12 protein-coding genes are annotated in these 19472 nt (G+C 36.0%); 9 read left to right on the forward strand and 3 right to left on the reverse strand.

Going from position 1 to position 19472, the window contains the following annotated elements; all coding sequences use genetic code 11:
* Positions 1-51 precede the first annotated feature (51 nt).
* Complete coding sequence (locus tag FLACHUCJ7_RS03675) at positions 52-657, forward strand: hypothetical protein (protein ID WP_223255412.1); 606 nt, start codon at positions 52-54, stop codon at positions 655-657.
* On the opposite strand, the gene FLACHUCJ7_RS03680 is transcribed toward FLACHUCJ7_RS03675, so the two are convergent.
* A complete protein-coding gene (locus FLACHUCJ7_RS03680; protein WP_180907949.1) occupies positions 652-1353 on the reverse strand; it encodes a porin family protein in 702 nt (233 codons plus the stop codon). The two genes, FLACHUCJ7_RS03675 and FLACHUCJ7_RS03680, sit on opposite strands and share 6 nt — an antisense overlap.
* Positions 1354-1559: 206 nt before the next feature.
* Here FLACHUCJ7_RS03680 and FLACHUCJ7_RS03685 point away from each other — a divergent pair, with 206 nt between their 5' ends.
* The 4 genes from FLACHUCJ7_RS03685 to FLACHUCJ7_RS03700 all read left to right on the forward strand — a co-directional run bounded on the left by FLACHUCJ7_RS03685 (position 1560) and on the right by FLACHUCJ7_RS03700 (position 7941).
* Positions 1560-1913 carry a hypothetical protein gene (locus tag FLACHUCJ7_RS03685; protein WP_078226996.1) on the forward strand — a complete coding sequence of 118 codons (354 nt, stop codon included), beginning with the start codon at positions 1560-1562 and terminating at the stop codon, positions 1911-1913.
* A gap of 150 nt (positions 1914-2063) precedes the next feature.
* Positions 2064-4271, forward strand: a complete 2208-nt coding sequence (locus FLACHUCJ7_RS03690; RefSeq protein ID WP_180907950.1) for a TonB-dependent receptor — start codon at positions 2064-2066, stop codon at positions 4269-4271.
* 211 nt (positions 4272-4482) lie between these two features.
* On the forward strand, positions 4483-6591 hold the full coding sequence (locus FLACHUCJ7_RS03695) for a prolyl oligopeptidase family serine peptidase (RefSeq protein WP_180907951.1): 2109 nt from the start codon (positions 4483-4485) through the stop codon (positions 6589-6591).
* A gap of 357 nt (positions 6592-6948) precedes the next feature.
* On the forward strand, positions 6949-7941 hold the full coding sequence (locus FLACHUCJ7_RS03700) for a Gfo/Idh/MocA family protein (RefSeq protein ID WP_180907952.1): 993 nt from the start codon (positions 6949-6951) through the stop codon (positions 7939-7941).
* Between the two features lie 169 nt (positions 7942-8110).
* Here FLACHUCJ7_RS03700 and FLACHUCJ7_RS03705 read toward each other — a convergent pair whose 3' ends face one another.
* Positions 8111-9067, reverse strand: a complete 957-nt coding sequence (locus FLACHUCJ7_RS03705; RefSeq protein ID WP_180907953.1) for an outer membrane beta-barrel protein — start codon at positions 9065-9067, stop codon at positions 8111-8113.
* 175 nt (positions 9068-9242) lie between these two features.
* The gene (gene dnaE, locus FLACHUCJ7_RS03710) at positions 9243-13784 is read right to left on the reverse strand and encodes a DNA polymerase III subunit alpha (RefSeq protein ID WP_180907954.1); all 4542 of its coding nucleotides are present in this window, start codon (positions 13782-13784) and stop codon (positions 9243-9245) included.
* A 666-nt stretch (positions 13785-14450) separates the two neighbouring features.
* Between dnaE and leuC the strand changes: the two genes are divergently transcribed.
* From leuC to leuB, 4 genes are all read left to right on the forward strand, one after another.
* Positions 14451-15845, forward strand: a complete 1395-nt coding sequence (leuC, locus tag FLACHUCJ7_RS03715) for a 3-isopropylmalate dehydratase large subunit (protein WP_031454133.1) — start codon at positions 14451-14453, stop codon at positions 15843-15845.
* Between the two features lie 167 nt (positions 15846-16012).
* Complete coding sequence (gene leuD, locus FLACHUCJ7_RS03720) at positions 16013-16609, forward strand: 3-isopropylmalate dehydratase small subunit (RefSeq protein ID WP_078226988.1); 597 nt, start codon at positions 16013-16015, stop codon at positions 16607-16609.
* 128 nt (positions 16610-16737) lie between these two features.
* Positions 16738-18261, forward strand: coding sequence for an alpha-isopropylmalate synthase regulatory domain-containing protein (locus tag FLACHUCJ7_RS03725; RefSeq protein WP_078226987.1), 1524 nt, complete (start codon positions 16738-16740; stop codon positions 18259-18261).
* Positions 18262-18313: 52 nt separating this feature from the next.
* A complete protein-coding gene (gene leuB / locus FLACHUCJ7_RS03730) occupies positions 18314-19369 on the forward strand; it encodes a 3-isopropylmalate dehydrogenase (RefSeq protein ID WP_031454130.1) in 1056 nt (351 codons plus the stop codon).
* Positions 19370-19472 lie beyond the last annotated feature (103 nt).

Genomic DNA, 19472 nt, shown 5'->3' on the forward strand with positions numbered 1-19472 from the left:
AAGCTATTTATATTTCAATTATATTTGTTAGACACCTCAAATTACTGCATTTTGAAAAAAATACTTCCGATATTCTCCTATATATTACATCCAATTTTTATATCGATGTATGCGACCTTATTTTATCTTTTTTATAAGGATGATGCCTTTACTATCCAGGAAAAATATTTTGTTTTATTTCAAATACTCATTATTACCGTTATTGTCCCTTTATTATTTTTTCTATTGCTTCGCTCCACCGGTAATGTAAAATCGGTCATGATACATGAAACCTCGCAACGAATAATACCCTTAATTTTACAGTGTTTTTTATTTATATTACTGGTAAAAAGAAGCATTGTTATTACTCGCTACCCTGAACTGCATTTCTTTTTTCTGGGCGGATTATTCAGTACTATTATGGCTCTGATTTATTCTCTTTTTAAGATAAAAGCCAGCCTGCATATGATGGCAATTAGTGGTTGTGCCGTTTTTGTAATTGGACTTAATATGCATTTGCAATTACATAATCCGTACTGGCCGGCACTTTTAATTTTACTGACCGGAATCGCAGCTTCATCTCGCCTTGAAATGAATGCCCATACGTACAAGGAATTGTTAATAGGATTTTTAATCGGAATAATTCCGCAGGTTTTATTTCTGTATTTGTGGTTATAAAATATAAAAAATAAGCCCCACACTCATGGTTTTCATTTTTACGCTTTCTCCTGAAACAGTTTTAACGTCTTTAAACAAAGGATTCAGTCCATAATACAAATAAGCATTCCAGGTGTTGTAACCCGCAGAAATAGTTGCGCCATACTGAAACCTGTTGATATCGGAATTATTTCGAACTATATAAGTGTTTTCGCCATCATCTACAACAGATTTGCTGGCTAAAACATAGCTTAATTTTAATCCGGCATAAACCCTCCAAAACTTATGACTTTCATAAGTAGAATTTCTCCATCTAAACTCAATGGGAAGATCTACCAAATATTGCCTGTATTTATTTGAAACAAACTCATTATAATCATTTACTCCATAAATTAGTGTTCCGTCCTGGCTTTCAGAAATAGTCAGGTTTTGAAAATAATTCTGATACGTTAAACCTAAACCTGCTGCAATGGCAACAGTTCTTTTTTTGTTGATTGGCATATCTCTTAAAAAACCGGCAGAAATCTCGGCAGAAAATTTATCCTGTTTAAGCCCTTCCGGATTCTGAGTCAACAGATTATAGCCCACCGTAAAATAAAACTGATCTTCCCTGTACAATGAATCAATTTTAATTACCGGCTTTTCTTGAGGTCTTTCTTCCTGCGAAAAAACATTGAAAAACGATATCAGAAATAAACAACTAAAAAATAATCGCATAGTTTGTTTGAGTTTTATGAGGATTTTAAATAAACGTTTTTTAGAAATATTTATTTGACACACAAATATAATGATTGTTTATGATTTGGTTGCAATGCTAATTATTCTGTTTTCACTCTTCATAAAAATATTCTGTTGCACTATTTTCAATAAAAAGCGTTAAAATCAAACATTTTTATATTTGCCTTTTATACCTTTGTACCGTAATGAAAAAAAGACAGCTCATAACCGGTTTTACTTTGGGTCTGATGGTATTGCTATCAATACTGTTTCAGTCCATCCATAGTTATGAGCACATTTCAAAACAGCTTTCAGAAAAAAAATGTCATCATAATTACAATGATGTAAATGGTGAAATTACGCATCAGCATCATGACGATGACTCTTGTTTTGTTTGTCATTTTTCTTTTGGAAGTTACATTACTCCTGAAAATTTCACGTTTCAGTTTTTTAGTAATCATCAGGAAATCCCTTATTTCTTTGGATTTTCAGAAAGTATTATTTCCTTTTCAGGAAGTCTTTACACACTGCGGGGTCCTCCTTCAGCTATAGTTTCATAAAGTTTCGCCCCAAGAAACAAAACCCTTTTAATTGAATTCAAAGTTCAGTTAGGTTTCCTGATTTTCATTTCTATGGAAATTCAGTAAACTTCACTTTTCTTTTGCTTCTCTTTAAAAGAAAAATCCATTAACTATAGCAATCATTTTCAAATGAAAAAAATAATAATAGCCCTAATTTTGGGGTTTTCGGGTATACTTTCTGCCCAGAATTCAGTTTCAGGAACTGTTACCGATAATCAAAATCAGCCATTACCGGGTGTTTCTGTTTACGCTTCCGAATTACATAAAGGAACTACGACTGACGAAAACGGGAAATACGAATTAAAAAATCTTCCAAACGGAAGTTTGCGTATTGCCTTTTCTTATGTAGGATATTCAAATCAAAATAAAACCATTGCAAAATTGACAAAGGAAAACACGCTCGATGTGACGCTTTTAGAATCAATTCTGGAAATGGATGAAGTCGTAGTTTCTACTCCTTTTAACAAACTGCAGTCACAAAACGTAATGAAAATTGATCATGAAAGCATCAAGACATTACAACAAAAAGGAACTTCTACATTGATTGAAGGCCTGGCAACAATTCCGGGAGTTTCTCAGATTTCTACAGGGACTTCTATTGGAAAACCTGTAATTCGCGGACTGAGCGGAAATCGTGTTTTGGTATATTCTCAGGGCGTTCGTGTCGAAAACCAACAGTTTGGAGATGAACACGGTTTAGGTTTAAACGATGCCGGAATCGAAAGTGTCGAGGTAATCAAAGGACCAGCTTCTTTATTGTATGGTTCTGATGCATTGGGAGGCGTTTTGTATTTCAATCCTGAAAAATTTGCTGATGCGGGTACATTCAAAGCTAATTTCAGTCAAAAATATTTTACGAATACACAGGGAAGCAACTCTTCTATCGGATTAAAAACGTCTACAGACAATTGGAAATTTCTCGCCCGTGGAAGTTTCAACACACATTCTGACTATAAAATTGCCGATGGCGACCGTGTAACGAATTCGCGTTATAATGAAACTGATTTTAAAACTGGAATTGGTTACAGCAACTCCACATTTTCAAGTGTTTTAAGATACAACTACAACAAACTGGACATCGGGATTCCGGAAGATGGAATTGCAGAACAATCTTCGAGCAAAGACACTCAGTTTCCAAAACAGGGAATTTTCAATCATTTGTTTAGTTTAAACAATGTAATCTTTTTTGAAAACTCAAAACTTGACGTTGATTTAGGTTACATCTCAAATGACAGAAGCGAATTTGAAGATAGCAACGACGCTGCACTTCGAATGAAACTAAACACTTTTAATTATAATGCAAAATATCATTTTCCGAAATTCGGTAAAATTGAAACCATTTTAGGTGTTCAGGGAATGCATCAGACCAATACAAATTCCGGAGAAGAATATTTGATTCCGAATGCAACAACCAATGATTTTGGTGTTTTTGGAACTGCTAATTACGAATGGAATAATAGCGTTTTGCAAGCCGGTTTACGTTTTGATAACCGAAATGTTACTTCAGAAGCACACGGAATTGTGGGAGAAGAAGGCTCTTTTGAAGCTTTAGACCGATCTTTTGACAGTTTTAATGCTTCTTTGGGATACAAAACAAAATTAGCAGAACCGTTAACACTTCGATTAAATGTAGCTACCGGATTTAGAGCTCCAAACTTAGCCGAGCTGACTTCAAACGGTGTTCACGAAGGAACCAATCGTTATGAAATAGGAAACAGCGATTTGAAAACCGAACAAAACGTTCAGACCGATTTGAATTTAGAATACAAAAATTCGCATTTTGAATTCTTTGTAAACGGATTTTATAACCACATAAACAATTACATTTATACTTCACCAACCGGAGAAATCAGAGATAACAATAATGTTTTTGCCTACATTCAGGATAATGCAAAATTATTTGGAGGAGAAATTGGACTTCATTTTCATCCGCATCCTTTAGACTGGCTGCATTTTGAAACCAGTTTTGAAACCGTAACCGGTAAAAAAGACAACGATGATTATTTGCCTTTAATTCCGGCCAATAACTGGAATAATACCCTTAGGACCGAATTTAATATCAAAAACTGGTTCAAAGAAGGTTACGCCTCTTTAAATGTTTCTTCGACTTTTAATCAGGATAATGTGAGTGGTTTTGAAACAGCATCAAAAGGCTATACTTTGGTCAACTTAGGTTTTGGAGGAACCGTAAAACTGGGAAAAACTGCTTTTGACGTAAATCTGAACGGAAATAATTTGTTCGATAAAAAATATATTGCACACCTTTCAAGATTAAAAACAGACGGAATCCCAAACATTGGACGAAATATTGTTTTGGGAGTTAATTTTAATCTGTAACATTTTTAAACCATATGAGTCTTATAAATAATTTTTGGAGAATCAATTTATTCTTCTAAAGATTGGTGTCAGGCTGAGCCACTTCGGCTTCGCTCAGGATGACAATAATTTTGATTATCCCTAAACTAAAATGAACTTATATGACTCATATGGTTTAAATTATTTTTCACAACAAAATTTGCTATTTTTGTTACAAACACAAAAATCAACTATGAAAAAAACATTTCTTATAATGGCAATAACTACTGCAGGAATTTCTTTGGCACAAAATAAAATTCAGTATCCCGAAACTAAAAAAGGTGAAACTGTTGATGTCTATTTTGATACCAAAGTTAGCGATCCTTACCGTTGGCTGGAGGATGATAAATCTAATGAAACCGGTGCCTGGGTAAAGGCTCAAAACGAAGTTACATACGGTTATTTAAATCAAATTCCATTTAGAGATGCATTAAAAGCACGAATGGAAAAACTATGGAATTATGAAAAAATAGGCGCTCCATTTACAGAAGGAAAATTTACGTATTATTCCAAAAATAACGGACTTCAAAATCAGTCGGTTGTTTACAGAAAAGACGAAAAAGGCAAAGAAGAAGTTTTCTTAGATCCAAATACATTTTCTAAAGACGGAACCACTTCGCTTGGCGGACTGGATTTTTCTAAAGATGGCTCCAAAGCTGCCTACGCTATTTCTGAAGGCGGAAGCGACTGGAGAAAAGTCATTATCATTGATGCCGTTTCTAAAAAAGTTCTGGAAGACACATTAGTTGATGTAAAATTCAGCGGTGTTTCATGGTATAAAAATGAAGGTTTTTATTACTCCAGTTATGAAAAGCCAAAAGGAAGTGAATTATCGGCCAAAACAGATCAGCACAAATTGTATTTTCATAAGTTAGGTACTTCTCAAAAAGACGATAAAGTTATTTTTGGTGCCGACCAAAAAAGAAGATATGTTGGAGGATCTGTTACCGAGGACGATCATTACCTGGTGATTACAGCTGCCAATTCTACCTATGGAAATGAGTTATACATTAAAGACTTAACAAAACCTGACAGTCCCATAGTTACTATTGTAGACAATTTTAACAGCGATAATAATATCATAGAAAACGAGGGAGGCAAATTGTTTATTGATACCGATTTTAACGCTCCAAACAAGCGTGTAGTAACTGTAGATGTAAGCAATCCGAAGCCTGAAAACTGGAAAGATTTTATTGCTGAAACCCAAAACATTCTGTCTCCGTCTACAGGTGGCGGGTACTTTTTTGCTAATTACACCAAAGACGCAGTTTCTTTTGTACAGCAATACGATTACAGCGGAAAATTAGTCCGTGAAATCAAACTTCCTGCAGTTGGAACAGCAGGCGGATTTGGAGGAAAAAAGAATGAAAAAATATTGTATTACAGTTTTACTAATTACACTACCCCGGGAACCATCTTTTCGTTTGAGCCAAAATCAGGCAAATCGGAAATTTATCAAAAACCAAAAGTAGATTTCAAAAGTGATGATTACGAGTCAAAACAAGTATTCTATACTTCAAAAGACGGAACCAAAATCCCAATGATTATTACCTATAAAAAAGGGACAAAACTAGACGGTAAAAACCCGACAATCCTTTACGGTTACGGCGGATTCAATATTAGTTTAACACCAAGTTTCAGTATTGCCAATGCAGTCTGGCTGGAAAACGGAGGTGTTTACGCCGTTGCCAATTTAAGAGGCGGTGGTGAATACGGAAAAAAATGGCATGATGCAGGAACAAAGCTCCAAAAACAAAATGTTTTTAATGATTTTATCGCTGCTGCAGAATATCTAATTGCTCAAAAATATACCTCATCTGATTACCTGGCAATCCGTGGAGGATCTAACGGAGGTTTATTAGTTGGCGCAACAATGACTCAGCGTCCTGATTTAATGAAAGTAGCCTTACCGGCAGTTGGTGTTATGGATATGCTTCGCTACAATGCCTTTACAGCAGGTGCAGGATGGGCTTTTGATTACGGAACTGCTCAGGACAACAAAGAAATGTTCGAATATTTAAAAGGATATTCTCCGGTTCACAACGTTAAAAAAGGAACGCATTACCCAGCTACAATGGTAACGACAGGAGATCATGACGATCGTGTAGTTCCGGCACACAGTTTTAAATTTGCTTCTGAATTACAAGATAAACAAACGGGAGACAATCCGGTTTTGATTCGTATTGACGTTAAAGCAGGTCACGGTGCAGGAAAATCTGTTGCGGCTACGATTCAGGAAAATGTAGATATCCAGGCGTTCACGCTTTACAATATGGGTTTTAAAACTTTACCTAAAAAGTAAATTTTTAATCTAAGATTCTTTTAGCCACGAATTCACGAATTATTTTTGTGAATTCGTGGCTTTGTTTTTATTGTTCCAGCAGATTCTGTTTAAAAAAATCTGTGCAATCTGCAAAATCTGCGAGAAAGAATAATTGATGACTTTTTATCGTACTAATTTTTACTCCCGCAGATCAAGCAGATTAAAAATAAAATCTGTGTGCATCTTCTTAAATCTTTTAAAATCTGCGTGAAAAATAATTCGTAATTCAGGGAATTCAGCACAGCATTTTTAGACAATAGATTAAAATAAATTCGTGAATTCGTGGCTAACTTTTTCAAATAGCCTTAAATTTGAAATAACTTAAAAAAACAACAAATGAAAATTATAAAATGGGGAATCATAGGCTGCGGAAATGTAACCGAAGTTAAAAGCGGTCCGGCGTTTCAGAAAGCGCCAAACTCAGCTTTGGTAGCCGTTATGCGAAGAGATGCAGCCCTTGCCGAAGATTATGCCAAACGCCATAATGTACCAAAATGGTACTCCAACGCTGTCGATTTAATCAACGATCCGGAAGTTGATGCCGTTTATATCGCCACGCCTCCGTCTTCACATAAAGAATATACGATTTTGTGTGCCAAAGCCGGAAAACCGGTTTATGTTGAAAAACCAATGGCTTTGACCTTTGAAGAATGTAACGAAATGATCAGTGCCTGCAAAGAACACAATGTTCCGTTATTTGTAGCTTATTACAGAAGAAGCCTTCCCCGCTTTTTAAAAATCAAAGAAATAATAGACGAAGGAAAATTAGGAAACATACGTCACGTAAATTGCGTTTTGTACCATCCATTTGAAGAACGTTATGACGACGAAATCAATCTTCCGTGGACGGTTTTGCCACATCTTTCAGGCGGTGGAATCTTTGTCGATCTGGCCTGCCATACTTTAGATTTTTTAGATTTTGTTTTAGGCCCGATAAAATCCGTACGCGGACATGCCACTTCTCAGCTAAAAGCGTATCCTGCCGAAGATTCAGTTTCGATGTCCTTTTTATTCGAAAACGGAGTTCACGGTACGGGATTATGGAATTTCGCCAGTTTTGAACGTTACGATGTTACTGAAATTGTAGGTGACAAAGGAAAAATAGCCTTTTCAACTTTTGGAGAGGATCCTATTAAAATTGAATATACAAACGGGGACAAAGAAACTATTACCATCGAAAATCCGCTTCATATTCAACAGCCTTTTATAGAAACCGTTATTGAAGAGCTTTTAGGAAACGAAGGAATTTCTCCATCAAAAGGAATTTCGGGAGCCAGAACTTCACGGGTTATTGATGAGGTTTTGAAGGAGTTTAGAAATTCAAAATAGTAAATTTCAGGAGCTGATCCTGCTGTACTTCCAATCTCTTGTGCCGAACCCCGGCACAAAAGGATTTTCCCTCCCATCAGGGCTAGGGCTTCCGTTTTTATAAGAACAGAAAAAGAGGATATTCGTAATTTGAATATCCTCTTTTCTATATAAAAATGTTAGATCTAAATTATAGACTGTATTTTAGTCCAAAAGTCAACCCTACACCACTAATCCCGACATAAGAACTAATATCGTCAGTAGCTTTTGTACTATCAAAACCAGCTGCATTAGTTACTTTACTATTGGAATTTGTAGTTAATTTATCTACATAATTTGTATGAATTGCAGAATACGAAGCATCTTGTCTAAAAGTAGATGCTGTATGCAGTTTATCTACTCCGTTTTCAGTAAATACAGTAGTTTCTTTTGTATCTCCGTGAACTGTAAAGTTTCTATATTCAATTTCAGCAAATAAAGATAGTTTTTTACCTAATTTATATGAAGTCCCAATCGCAGCCATAAAACCAAGAGTTGGATTAGGTTTTACAACATCTTCGGCATATGTTTTTGCTACTACTGTCATTCCTCCATTTAATGCTGGAGTAGAATACTCACGATTCGTTTCAATAGTTAAATCACCATGAATAGGAACAATAACGCCTACCTTTGTATACGGTTCAAAACCATTATTTTCTCCTAAAAATAATACTAATGCAGGTGATAAATCCCAAGCTCTAATTTTTCCTACAGCATCTCCGGTTACAAAAATACTTGCTGGTGAAGTAGCTACTAAGCGATTTCGGGTTTCAACCATCAATTTATCAGCACTGGAATAATAGTTAATTCCCATTTCAACTCCTAAACGCGTTGTAAAACGGTAACCTGCAGTTAATCCGGAACGAAAACCTTCTCCAAATGAACCATGATTAGTTTCTCTGGAAATTAAAGTAGTTCCATTAGCTGCGTAAACATCTGTATTAGGCAATTGACCATTTACAATTGGAAATTCCGTTGCCGCTGTCTGAATGAAGTATGATCCTCCTAATTTAAAATACCAGCTTTCCGGTTTATCGGCACCTTCAGTTTGCGCTATTGTGGCCATAGAGCAAATCATAAATCCGATTAAAAATAAATGCTTTTTCATAGTTTTCTTTATTAAATTATTACAAAATTATAACAATTAAAATTTCTTTCTTTACAGCATTCCCACTCTATTAAAAATAATTATTAATTTGAATAACAATCCAAAAATAAATTACTATTCGTGCATAATTTTAACCTAAAAAATACATTATCAATTAAATTTTAACTGTTAAATTTTAATTGAGTTTGAAATTAATCTGCATTTTTTCTAATTCCTCTAATAACTCATTAGATATTCTAACTTTTAATCTACGGCTTGGCATTGTTAATTTAGTCACTACCTTTATTTCTTCTACTTCTGTTACTTCTTTTATTTTGGTATCTTCAAGAGCGACATCTCCATCATCATTTTCATCTGTAAAAACTGCGTCGTCTGTCTCTTCAAACCCATTTGCTGTTTCAACCTCAACGAGACGTTTTACCTTTTCTAATTCCATAATTTCAAAAGTCACTGAATTATCCCCTTTGTACGCATTGAACAACTGGCTTAATCTATGAATAAAATCGGTCTGCAAATCTTTAATATTTAATAAAAGAATGAGTTTTTTAGCAAATGCTTCCAAAACATCCTGCAACTGTCTTACCTCAACAAACTGAAGTCTCGGCTCCGATTTTTTACCTGTATCGTGATTCACCCAGCCATCTTTAATTAATACCTTTATATGGGCAAAATTATTCTGAATCAGGAAATGACGGAATTTAAGATATTCTTCATTAAAAATCTTAAACTCATAACTTTCATCATAGCCTTCTAAATTGAATGCCGCCCAGCCTTTTCCGTTCTTAGCTACACGATGCTGTACGTTATTAATGATTCCAGCAAATGTTAGATTTTTGCCTACGTATTCATTCATACTTTTCAGTGCTTCCAATCGTGCATTGCAGAAGTATTTCATTTCGAACCTAAAATCATCCAATGGATGTCCAGAAATATAAATTCCGACAACTTCTTTTTCTTTAGCCAGTTTTTCCATCGTGCTCCAGTCTTCACATGGCGGTACAACAGGTTCCGCAATTTGAACTTCGCTGGTTTCTCCAAACAAACTTACCTGCGACGAGTTTTCGTTTTCCTGAAACTTTGATCCGTAACGCATCGCTTTTTCGTAGAATGTAATTCCGTCGCCATCATCATGAAAATACTGTGCTCTGGTTGTTCCTTCAAACGAATCAAATCCTCCAGCCAAAGCAAGATTTTCAATTGCTTTTTTATTGGCAGCACGCAAATCAATTCGTTTTGCCAGATCAAAAATGGACTTATATCTTCCGTCTTTTCTGCTTTCAACGATTGTGGCTACAGCTCCGGAACCTACACCTTTAATCGCTCCCATTCCGAAACGTACCGCATAATCATCATTTACGGTAAATTTATAGTACGATTCATTAACGCAAGGCCCTAAAACCTGCAAGCCCATTCGTTTACATTCTTCCATAAAGAACGAAACCTGCTTGATATCGTTCATGTTATTCGAAAGCACCGCTGCCATATATTCTGCCGGATAGTGTGCTTTCAAGTATGCAGTTTGATACGCAATCCACGCATAACAAGTCGAGTGCGATTTGTTGAAGGCATAACTCGCAAAAGCCTCCCAGTCTTTCCAGATTTTTTCGAGAGTTTTAGCATCATGACCTTTTGCTGAAGCCTGTTCAACGAACTTCGGCTTCATTTTATCCAGTACGTCTTTTTGTTTCTTACCCATCGCTTTACGCAAAACGTCAGCTTCACCCTTTGTAAATCCTGCCAAAGACTGAGACAAAAGCATTACCTGCTCCTGGTAAACGGTAATTCCATAGGTTTCAGACAGATATTCGGCACAGGCATCTAAATCGTATTTAATTTCCTCGTCACCGTTTTTTCTTCGAACGAAAGAAGGGATATATTCCAATGGTCCCGGACGATACAAGGCGTTCATCGCAATTAAATCCCCAAAAACCGTTGGTTTCAGATCTTTCATGTATTTCTGCATTCCGGGTGACTCGTACTGGAAGATTCCAACCGTTTCACCTCTTTGGAAAAGCGCATATGTTTCAGGATCATCAATCGGAAAAGTATCCGGATCCAGATCGATATTTGTTCTGTATTTTACCAGTTTTACGGTATCTTTTATAAGTGTAAGGGTCTTCAGACCCAGGAAGTCCATTTTTAACAATCCGGCACTTTCTGCAACTGAGTTATCGAACTGCGTTACATATAAATCCGAATCTTTTGCAGTCGTAACAGGAACATAATTCGTAATATCGGATGGCGTGATAATCACCCCACAGGCGTGAATACCTGTATTACGCATAGACCCTTCCAGAATTTTGGCCTGCTGAATAGTTTCTCCTGCCAAATCATCTTCATTGGCAATGGCGATTAATTCTTTTACAAGTTCAAATTCATCAGCACCTTTTAATGCTTTTTTAACCTCATCTTCTGATTCTGAAAGGAAACGAGCCAGATTCCATTTACCCGGCATCATTGCGGGAATCAACTTAGCTATTCTATCAGCTTCAAACAACGGCAGATCCAACACACGCGCCGTATCACGAATCGCTGATTTGGTTGCCATTTTACCATACGTGATAATCTGAGCCACCTGTTTCTGTCCGTATTTGTTGATTACATAATCCATTACACGTCCACGACCCTCGTCATCAAAGTCGATATCAATATCGGGCATCGATACACGGTCAGGATTTAAGAAACGCTCAAAAAGTAAATCGTATTTAATCGGATCAATATTGGTAATACCAAGGCAATATGCAACGGCAGAACCAGCAGCAGAACCACGACCAGGACCTACCGAAACATCCATTTTTCTGGCTTCAGCGATGAAATCCTGAACAATCAAAAAGTAACCCGGATATCCTGAATTCGAAATCGTTAATAATTCGAAATCTAAACGTTCCTGAATCGATTCAGTAATTTCACCATATCTTCTTTTAGCACCTTCCATTGTAAGATGTCGCAGGTATTTATTTTCCCCTCTAACTCCTCCATCAGCTTCATCTTCAGCAACTACAAATTCTTCCGGAATATCAAACTTAGGAAGCAATACATCTCGGTAAAGCGAATAAATTTCTACTTTATCAACAATTTCCTGAATATTGATAATCGCTTCCGGTAAATCGGCAAAGAGTTTTTTCATCTCTTCTTCCGACTTATAATAGTATTCCTGATTTGGAAGTCCGTAACGGTAACCACGACCACGACCAATTGGCGTTGCCTGTTTTTCACCGTCTTTTACACACAATAAAATATCGTGTGCATTGGCATCTTCTTTATTTAAATAATAGGTATTATTAGTTGCAATTAATTTGACATTATGCTTTTGAGAAAACTCAATCAGGGTTTTGTTGACACGATTTTCATCTTCCTGATTGTGGCGCATAACTTCCAGATAGAAATCTTCTCCAAATTGTTCCTTCCACCAAATCAAGGCTTCTTCTGCCTGGACTTCACCAATATTTAGAATTTTACTCTGGATTTCCCCGTATAAATTCCCGGACAAAACCATGATATCTTCCTTATATTGTTCGATAATTTTTCGGTCAACTCTTGGAACATAATAAAATCCGTCAGTAAAAGCAATCGAAGACATTTTAGCCAGATTGTGGTAACCATTTTTGTTTTTGGCTAATAATACAATCTGATTTCCGTTGTCTTTTTTACTCTTATCTAAGTGATTATCGCAAACATTGAATTCACAGCCCACAATCGGCTTGATTTCGGTTTCTGTTGGCTCCTCTCCTGCTTCAACCAAAGCTTTGTTTTTGCCTGAAGCCACTTTATTATGATTCATAACAGCACTCACAAAATGGAAAGCTCCCATCATGTTTCCGGTATCTGTCATGGCAACAGCCGGGAATTTATTTTTGGCTGTAGCCGATACAATATTCCCAATACCAATTGTCGATTGAAGAACCGAAAACTGTGTATGATTGTGTAAATGCGCAAATTTTGCCGCTTTGAAATCAGCTTTGGCAGATTCTGAAACTAAAGTTGGTGTCTCATCAACTTGTAAAGCCTTGATCTGCTCACGGATTTTATCAGAAGCTGCTTTTAGATTGATATGTTTTAAACCAATTAAAGGAAACTCTTGTGGGTTTCTTTCCTGAAACTCTTTGAAATAATCCTTTGAAACATCAAGTTCTTCTTTGGTAAAAATCTCTCTTCTAACCAGTTCGAGAAAACAACGCGTAGTTGCCTCAACGTCGGCAGTTGCATTGTGCGCTTCTGCGAAAGGTTTATTAAAAAGATATTCGTGTAATTCGGTTAGGGTCGGAAGTTTGAATTTTCCTCCACGACCTCCGGGAAGCTTTAATAAAGAAGCCGTCACTTCAGTACAGGTATCTAAAACAGGCATTGAACTCATTTGAGATTCTACTCCCATTCTATGAAATTCGGCCCCCATGATATTAACGTCGAAACCTAAATTCTGACCTACGATGAATTTCGTTTTACTTAAAGCGATATTGAATTTCTCTAAAACTTCAGCCAGCGTAATTCCATCGGCTTGCGCCAATTCAGTAGAAATTCCGTGAATACGTTCAGCATCGTATGGAATATTAAATCCTTCGGGTTTTACCAAATAATCCTGATGCTCGATAAGCTGTCCCATTTCGTCATGAAGCTGCCATGCGATCTGTATACAGCGAGGCCAGTTATCAGAATCGGTAATTGGTGCATCCCAGCGTTTTGGTAATCCGGTTGTTTCGGTATCGAATATTAAATACATATATTTTTATAGAAAAGTCAAATTTTAAAGTCCCAAATTCCAAAACTTTCATATTGTAAACATTTGATAACATGAAACATAACAAAATACGAAATGAAAAATGGAAGGAAGTCAAATTTACGCTTTTTTTGGAGAAAGAAAACGGATAATTTCTTAAAAAGACACTCTTATTAATAAATCAGATTTCCTCTTAAAATTCATGAAATTTCATAAAATTTCACTTCTTGGATGTCGTAGATTTTTATCATTTATCAATTCTAAATAACACGTAAAAAAGAGTTTTTAGAGCTTGAAAAAATCAAAAAACAGATAGTTTATTACAGAAATCAAAACTAACAATTGTTACTATTTTTATACATTTTGTTACATTTTTTCAAATTAAACACTATATTTTATAGCAAATTTGAGATAAATTTGCAAACTATTAAAAATTAAACCAATCAATAAAAATTTAAGCAAAAAAAGAAAATCAAAATTAATTTCTACTTCATCTTTTGATCAAAATTGATTCTGCAAAAGCGCATTCGTAATTGTATTTTAGTTTGGGTATCGTATATAATGAAATATTGAAATTGACGCCTTCGTATCTTTTTTTACTTTTGTTTTGCTAATATAATGAACAGGATAGCTGTGCTTATAGAAATTACAATTAAAAAAAAATAAAAAATGAGTAAGACATTATTTGACAAAGTATGGGATTCACACGTTGTGCGTAAAATTGAAGATGGACCAGATGTGTTTTTTATTGACCGTCATTTCATTCATGAAGTTACGAGTCCTGTTGCTTTTTTAGGATTAAAATCAAGAGGCGTTAACGTTTTATACCCGGAACGTACTTTTGCAACTGCAGACCACAATACACCAACTATAAACCAACATCTACCGGTAGCGGATGCTTTATCAGCTAACCAGCTGAAAGCACTTGAAGACAATGCGAATGAATACGGAATTTCGCACTGGGGATTAGGTCACCAAAAAAATGGAATTGTACACGTAGTTGGTCCTGAAAACGGAATTACTTTGCCAGGCGCTACTATTGTATGCGGGGATTCGCATACGTCTACTCACGGAGCCTTCGGAGCTATCGCTTTTGGTATCGGAACATCTGAGGTTGAGATGGTACTTTCTACGCAATGTATCATGCAGCCAAAACCAAAGAAAATGCGTATCAACGTAAATGGTAAATTAAGCAAAGGTGTTGGTCCAAAAGACGTTGCGCTTTATATTATTGCTAAATTGACTACTTCTGGAGGAACAGGATACTTTGCTGAATACGCTGGAAATGTTTTTGAAGAAATGTCTATGGAAGGTCGTATGACTGTGTGTAACCTTTCTATCGAAATGGGTGCTCGTGGAGGTATGATTGCTCCTGATCAAACTACTTTCGATTTCCTTGAAGGAAGATTATACGCCCCAAAAGGCGAAGCCTGGACTAAAGCAGTTGAATACTGGAAAACTTTAAAAACGGATGCTGATGCTGTGTTTGATGCTGAATTAAACATCAAAGCGGAAGATATTGAACCAATGATTACTTATGGTACTAACCCAGGAATGGGAATTGGTATCACAAAACATATCCCAAATGCAAAAGAAGTTGAAGGCGGTGAGGAAACTTACAAAAAATCTTTAGCTTATATGGGCTTCAATGAAGATGATGTAATGATCGGAAAACAAATCGATTACGTCTTCTTAGGAAGCTGTACAAACGGACGTATTGAAGATTTTAGAGCTTTCGCTGAAATTGTAAAAGGAAGAAAAAAAGCAGATAATGTTACAGCCTGGTTAGTTCCCGGATCTCACGTTGTTGAAGCACAAATTAAAGAAGAAGGAATTTTAGATATTTTGACAGAAGCTGGTTTCGTATTACGTCAGCCTGGATGCTCTGCTTGTTTAGCAATGAACGATGATAAAGTTCCGGCTGGAAAATATGCAGTAAGTACTTCAAACAGAAACTTTGAAGGCCGTCAGGGTCCTGGTTCAAGAACTTTATTGGCAAGTCCAATTATGGCTGCTGCAGCTGCTGTTACAGGGAAACTAACAGATCCAAGAGAGCTTTTTTAAAAGATTTATAAATGAAGATTAACGATTTTTGATTTCAGATTTCGTTAATACAATTAAAAAATCTTTTAAAATTCAATTTACATTTTACAAAAAAAAATTAACGCCTACTATTTTACATTCGAATAAATCTAAAATCAGAAATCGTTAATCAAAAATCACAAATCACAATGGCATACGATAAATTTAATATACTTACAAGCAGTGCAGTGCCGCTGCCAATTGAGAACGTAGATACAGATCAGATTATCCCGGCTCGTTTCTTAAAAGCTACAAAACGTGAAGGTTTTGGAGACAACCTTTTCAGAGACTGGAGATATAACGGAGACGATACTCCAAAAGCAGATTTCGTTTTAAACGATTCAACTTACAGCGGAAAAATTCTTGTTGGAGGAAAAAACTTCGGTTCAGGGTCTTCAAGAGAGCATGCTGCATGGGCGGTTTACGATTACGGATTCCGTGCTGTAGTTTCTTCATTCTTTGCCGATATCTTCAAAGGAAACTGTTTGAATATTGGGGTTTTACCGGTACAAATCAGTCCTGAGTTTCTTGAAAATATTTTCAGCGCCATCGAAGCTGATCCAAAAACAGAATTGGAAATCAATCTTCCGGCTCAGACTATTACTTTATTGTCAACAGGTGAGCAGGAATCATTTGCAATCAACGGATACAAAAAGAACAATATGATCAATGGCTTTGATGATATTGATTATTTACAAAACATTAAGGAAGATATTAAAGCTTTCGCTGACAAGCTTCCTTACTAAACACAACCAACTCAAATGCAGTTACGTAAGTTTCAATTCTAAAGTTGGGCTTCGTAACTGCTTTTTACAATTTTACAAAATTCGATTCGATAATTATCAAATCGTACAAAAGTCATATCATATTTAGAATGGAAAAAAGAAAAATTGAAATAATGGATACAACACTCCGTGATGGTGAACAAACCTCTGGAGTATCTTTTTCTGCCGCAGAAAAACTGACCATTGCACAATTATTGTTGGAAGAATTAAATATTGATAGAATCGAAATTGCCTCGGCTCGTGTAAGTGAGGGCGAATTTCAAGGTGTAAAAGGCATTATGTCATGGGCTGAAGAAAAAGGCTATGCCAATCGTATCGAAGTATTAGCTTTTGTTGATGGAGGAGTTTCAATTGAATGGATGAAAAAAGCAGGTGCCAAAGTGCAAAATCTTTTGACTAAAGGCTCTTTAAATCATCTGACACATCAATTAAAAAAAACACCTGAACAGCATTTTGCCGAAATCGCACAGTCTATTGCTTTAGCAAATGAAAACGGAATTTCAACCAATGTTTATCTGGAAGACTGGAGTAACGGAATGCGAAATTCACCTGAATATGTTTTTCAATATTTAGATTTTTTAGTACAACAGCCTGTAAAAAGAATTTTACTTCCTGATACTTTGGGTGTATTGATTCCTACTCAAACTTTCGAATTCATTTCACAAATAACAGCAAAATATCCACAAATACATTTTGATTTTCACGCACATAACGATTACGATTTAAGTGTCGCCAATGTAATGGAAGCTATAAAAGCCGGAATTCACGGACTACACGTTACAGTAAACGGAATGGGAGAACGTGCAGGAAATGCTCCGCTTGAAAGTACTGTAGCCGTAATCAATGATTATCTACCAGAAGTTAGCATCAATATCAAAGAAACTTCTTTATACTCTGTAAGCAAATTGGTCGAAACGTTTACCGGATACAGAATCCCTGCCAACAAACCAATTGTAGGGGATAATGTTTTTACGCAAACTGCAGGAATTCACGCTGACGGAGATAACAAAAATAATCTGTATTTTAATGATCTTCTTCCGGAGCGTTTTGGAAGAAAAAGAAAATACGCTCTTGGAAAAACTTCAGGAAAAGCCAATATCGAAAAAAATCTTCAGGAACTGGGTCTACAATTAAATCAGGAAGATTTGAAATTGGTTACCCAGAGAATTATAGAATTGGGCGACAAAAAAGAAACTGTAACAAAGGAAGATCTTCCATACATTATTTCTGATGTTTTGGACAGCCACACTTACGAAGAAAAAATCAAAATCGAATCTTATATGCTGGTTCATTCTAAAGGAATGCGACCATCAACTACGCTATCCTTAAATCTTAATGGAGAAATAATTGAAGAAAATGCTCAGGGCGATGGTCAATTTGATGCCTTCATGAATGCATTAACCAAAATTTACAAAAGCAAAAAATTGACACTCCCAAAATTGATTGATTATGCTGTGAGAATCCCACCCGGAAGTAGTTCTGACGCTTTATGCGAAACTATTATTACCTGGGTAAATAACGGAAAAGAATTCAAAACCCGCGGATTAGATTCGGATCAGACAGTTGCTGCCATTATTGCAACTCAAAAAATGCTGAATGTTATTACGCAGTAAACTGAAATAAAATAAATAATTGAAATAGTAAATAAACCCATAAATCAATAAAATGAAATTTAACATAGCCCTTTTAGCCGGAGACGGAATCGGACCAGAAGTAATTGATCAGGCAGTAAAAGTATCAGATGCTGTTGCACAAAAATTTGGACATGAAATTACATGGAAACCAGCTTTAACCGGTGCTGCTGCAATTGATGCAGTAGGTGAACCTTATCCGGATTCTACACACGAAGTTTGTAAAAATGCTGACGCAGTTCTTTTTGGAGCAATTGGCCATCCTAAATACGACAATGATCCTTCTGCACCTGTAAGACCGGAGCAAGGTTTGTTAAAAATGCGTAAAGCATTAGGTTTGTTTGCCAACGTAAGACCAACTTTTACATTCCCTTCTTTATTGGATAAATCTCCATTAAAAAGAGAAAGAATCGAAGGAACTGACTTGGTTTTCTTAAGAGAATTAACAGGTGGAATTTACTTTGGTGAAAAAGGAAGAAGAGACAACGGTGATACTGCTTTTGATAACTGCGTTTACACAAGAGCTGAAGTACAGCGTTTAGCTAAAAAAGGTTTCGAATTGGCAATGACTCGTTCTAAAAAATTGTGTTGTGTTGACAAAGCTAACGTTTTAGAAACTTCACGTCTATGGAGAGAAACAGTTCAGGCAATGGAAAAAGACTATCCGGAAGTTGAAGTAAGCTACGAATTTGTTGATGCAGTTGCGATGCGTTTGGTACAATGGCCAAACTCTTATGATGTATTGATTACTGAAAACCTATTCGGAGATATTTTAACAGATGAAGCTTCTGTAATTTCAGGCTCAATGGGATTAATGCCTTCTGCCTCTATGGGAGCCGAAGTATCTTTATTTGAACCTATTCACGGTTCTTATCCACAAGCCACAGGATTAAACATTGCTAACCCAATGGCTACTGTTTTATCTGCTGCTATGATGTTCGAAAACTTCGGATTAATGGAGGAAGGGAAAGCGATGAGAGATGCTGTAAACAAAGCTTTAGAAGCTGGAATAGTTACAGAAGATTTAGCTGATGGAGGAAAAGCATACGGTACCAAAGAAGTAGGTGACTGGTTAGCTGCCAACATCTAATACTTTACAATAAAGATATTAAGATATAGAAAGGCGTCAATTTTCATTGACGCCTTTTTTATTTATAGCTGAGATTAATTTTTATTTTAAATTACAAATTATG

The organism is Flavobacterium salmonis, from assembly GCF_903819435.1.
GTDB classification, from domain to species: Bacteria; Bacteroidota; Bacteroidia; order Flavobacteriales; family Flavobacteriaceae; genus Flavobacterium; species Flavobacterium chungangense.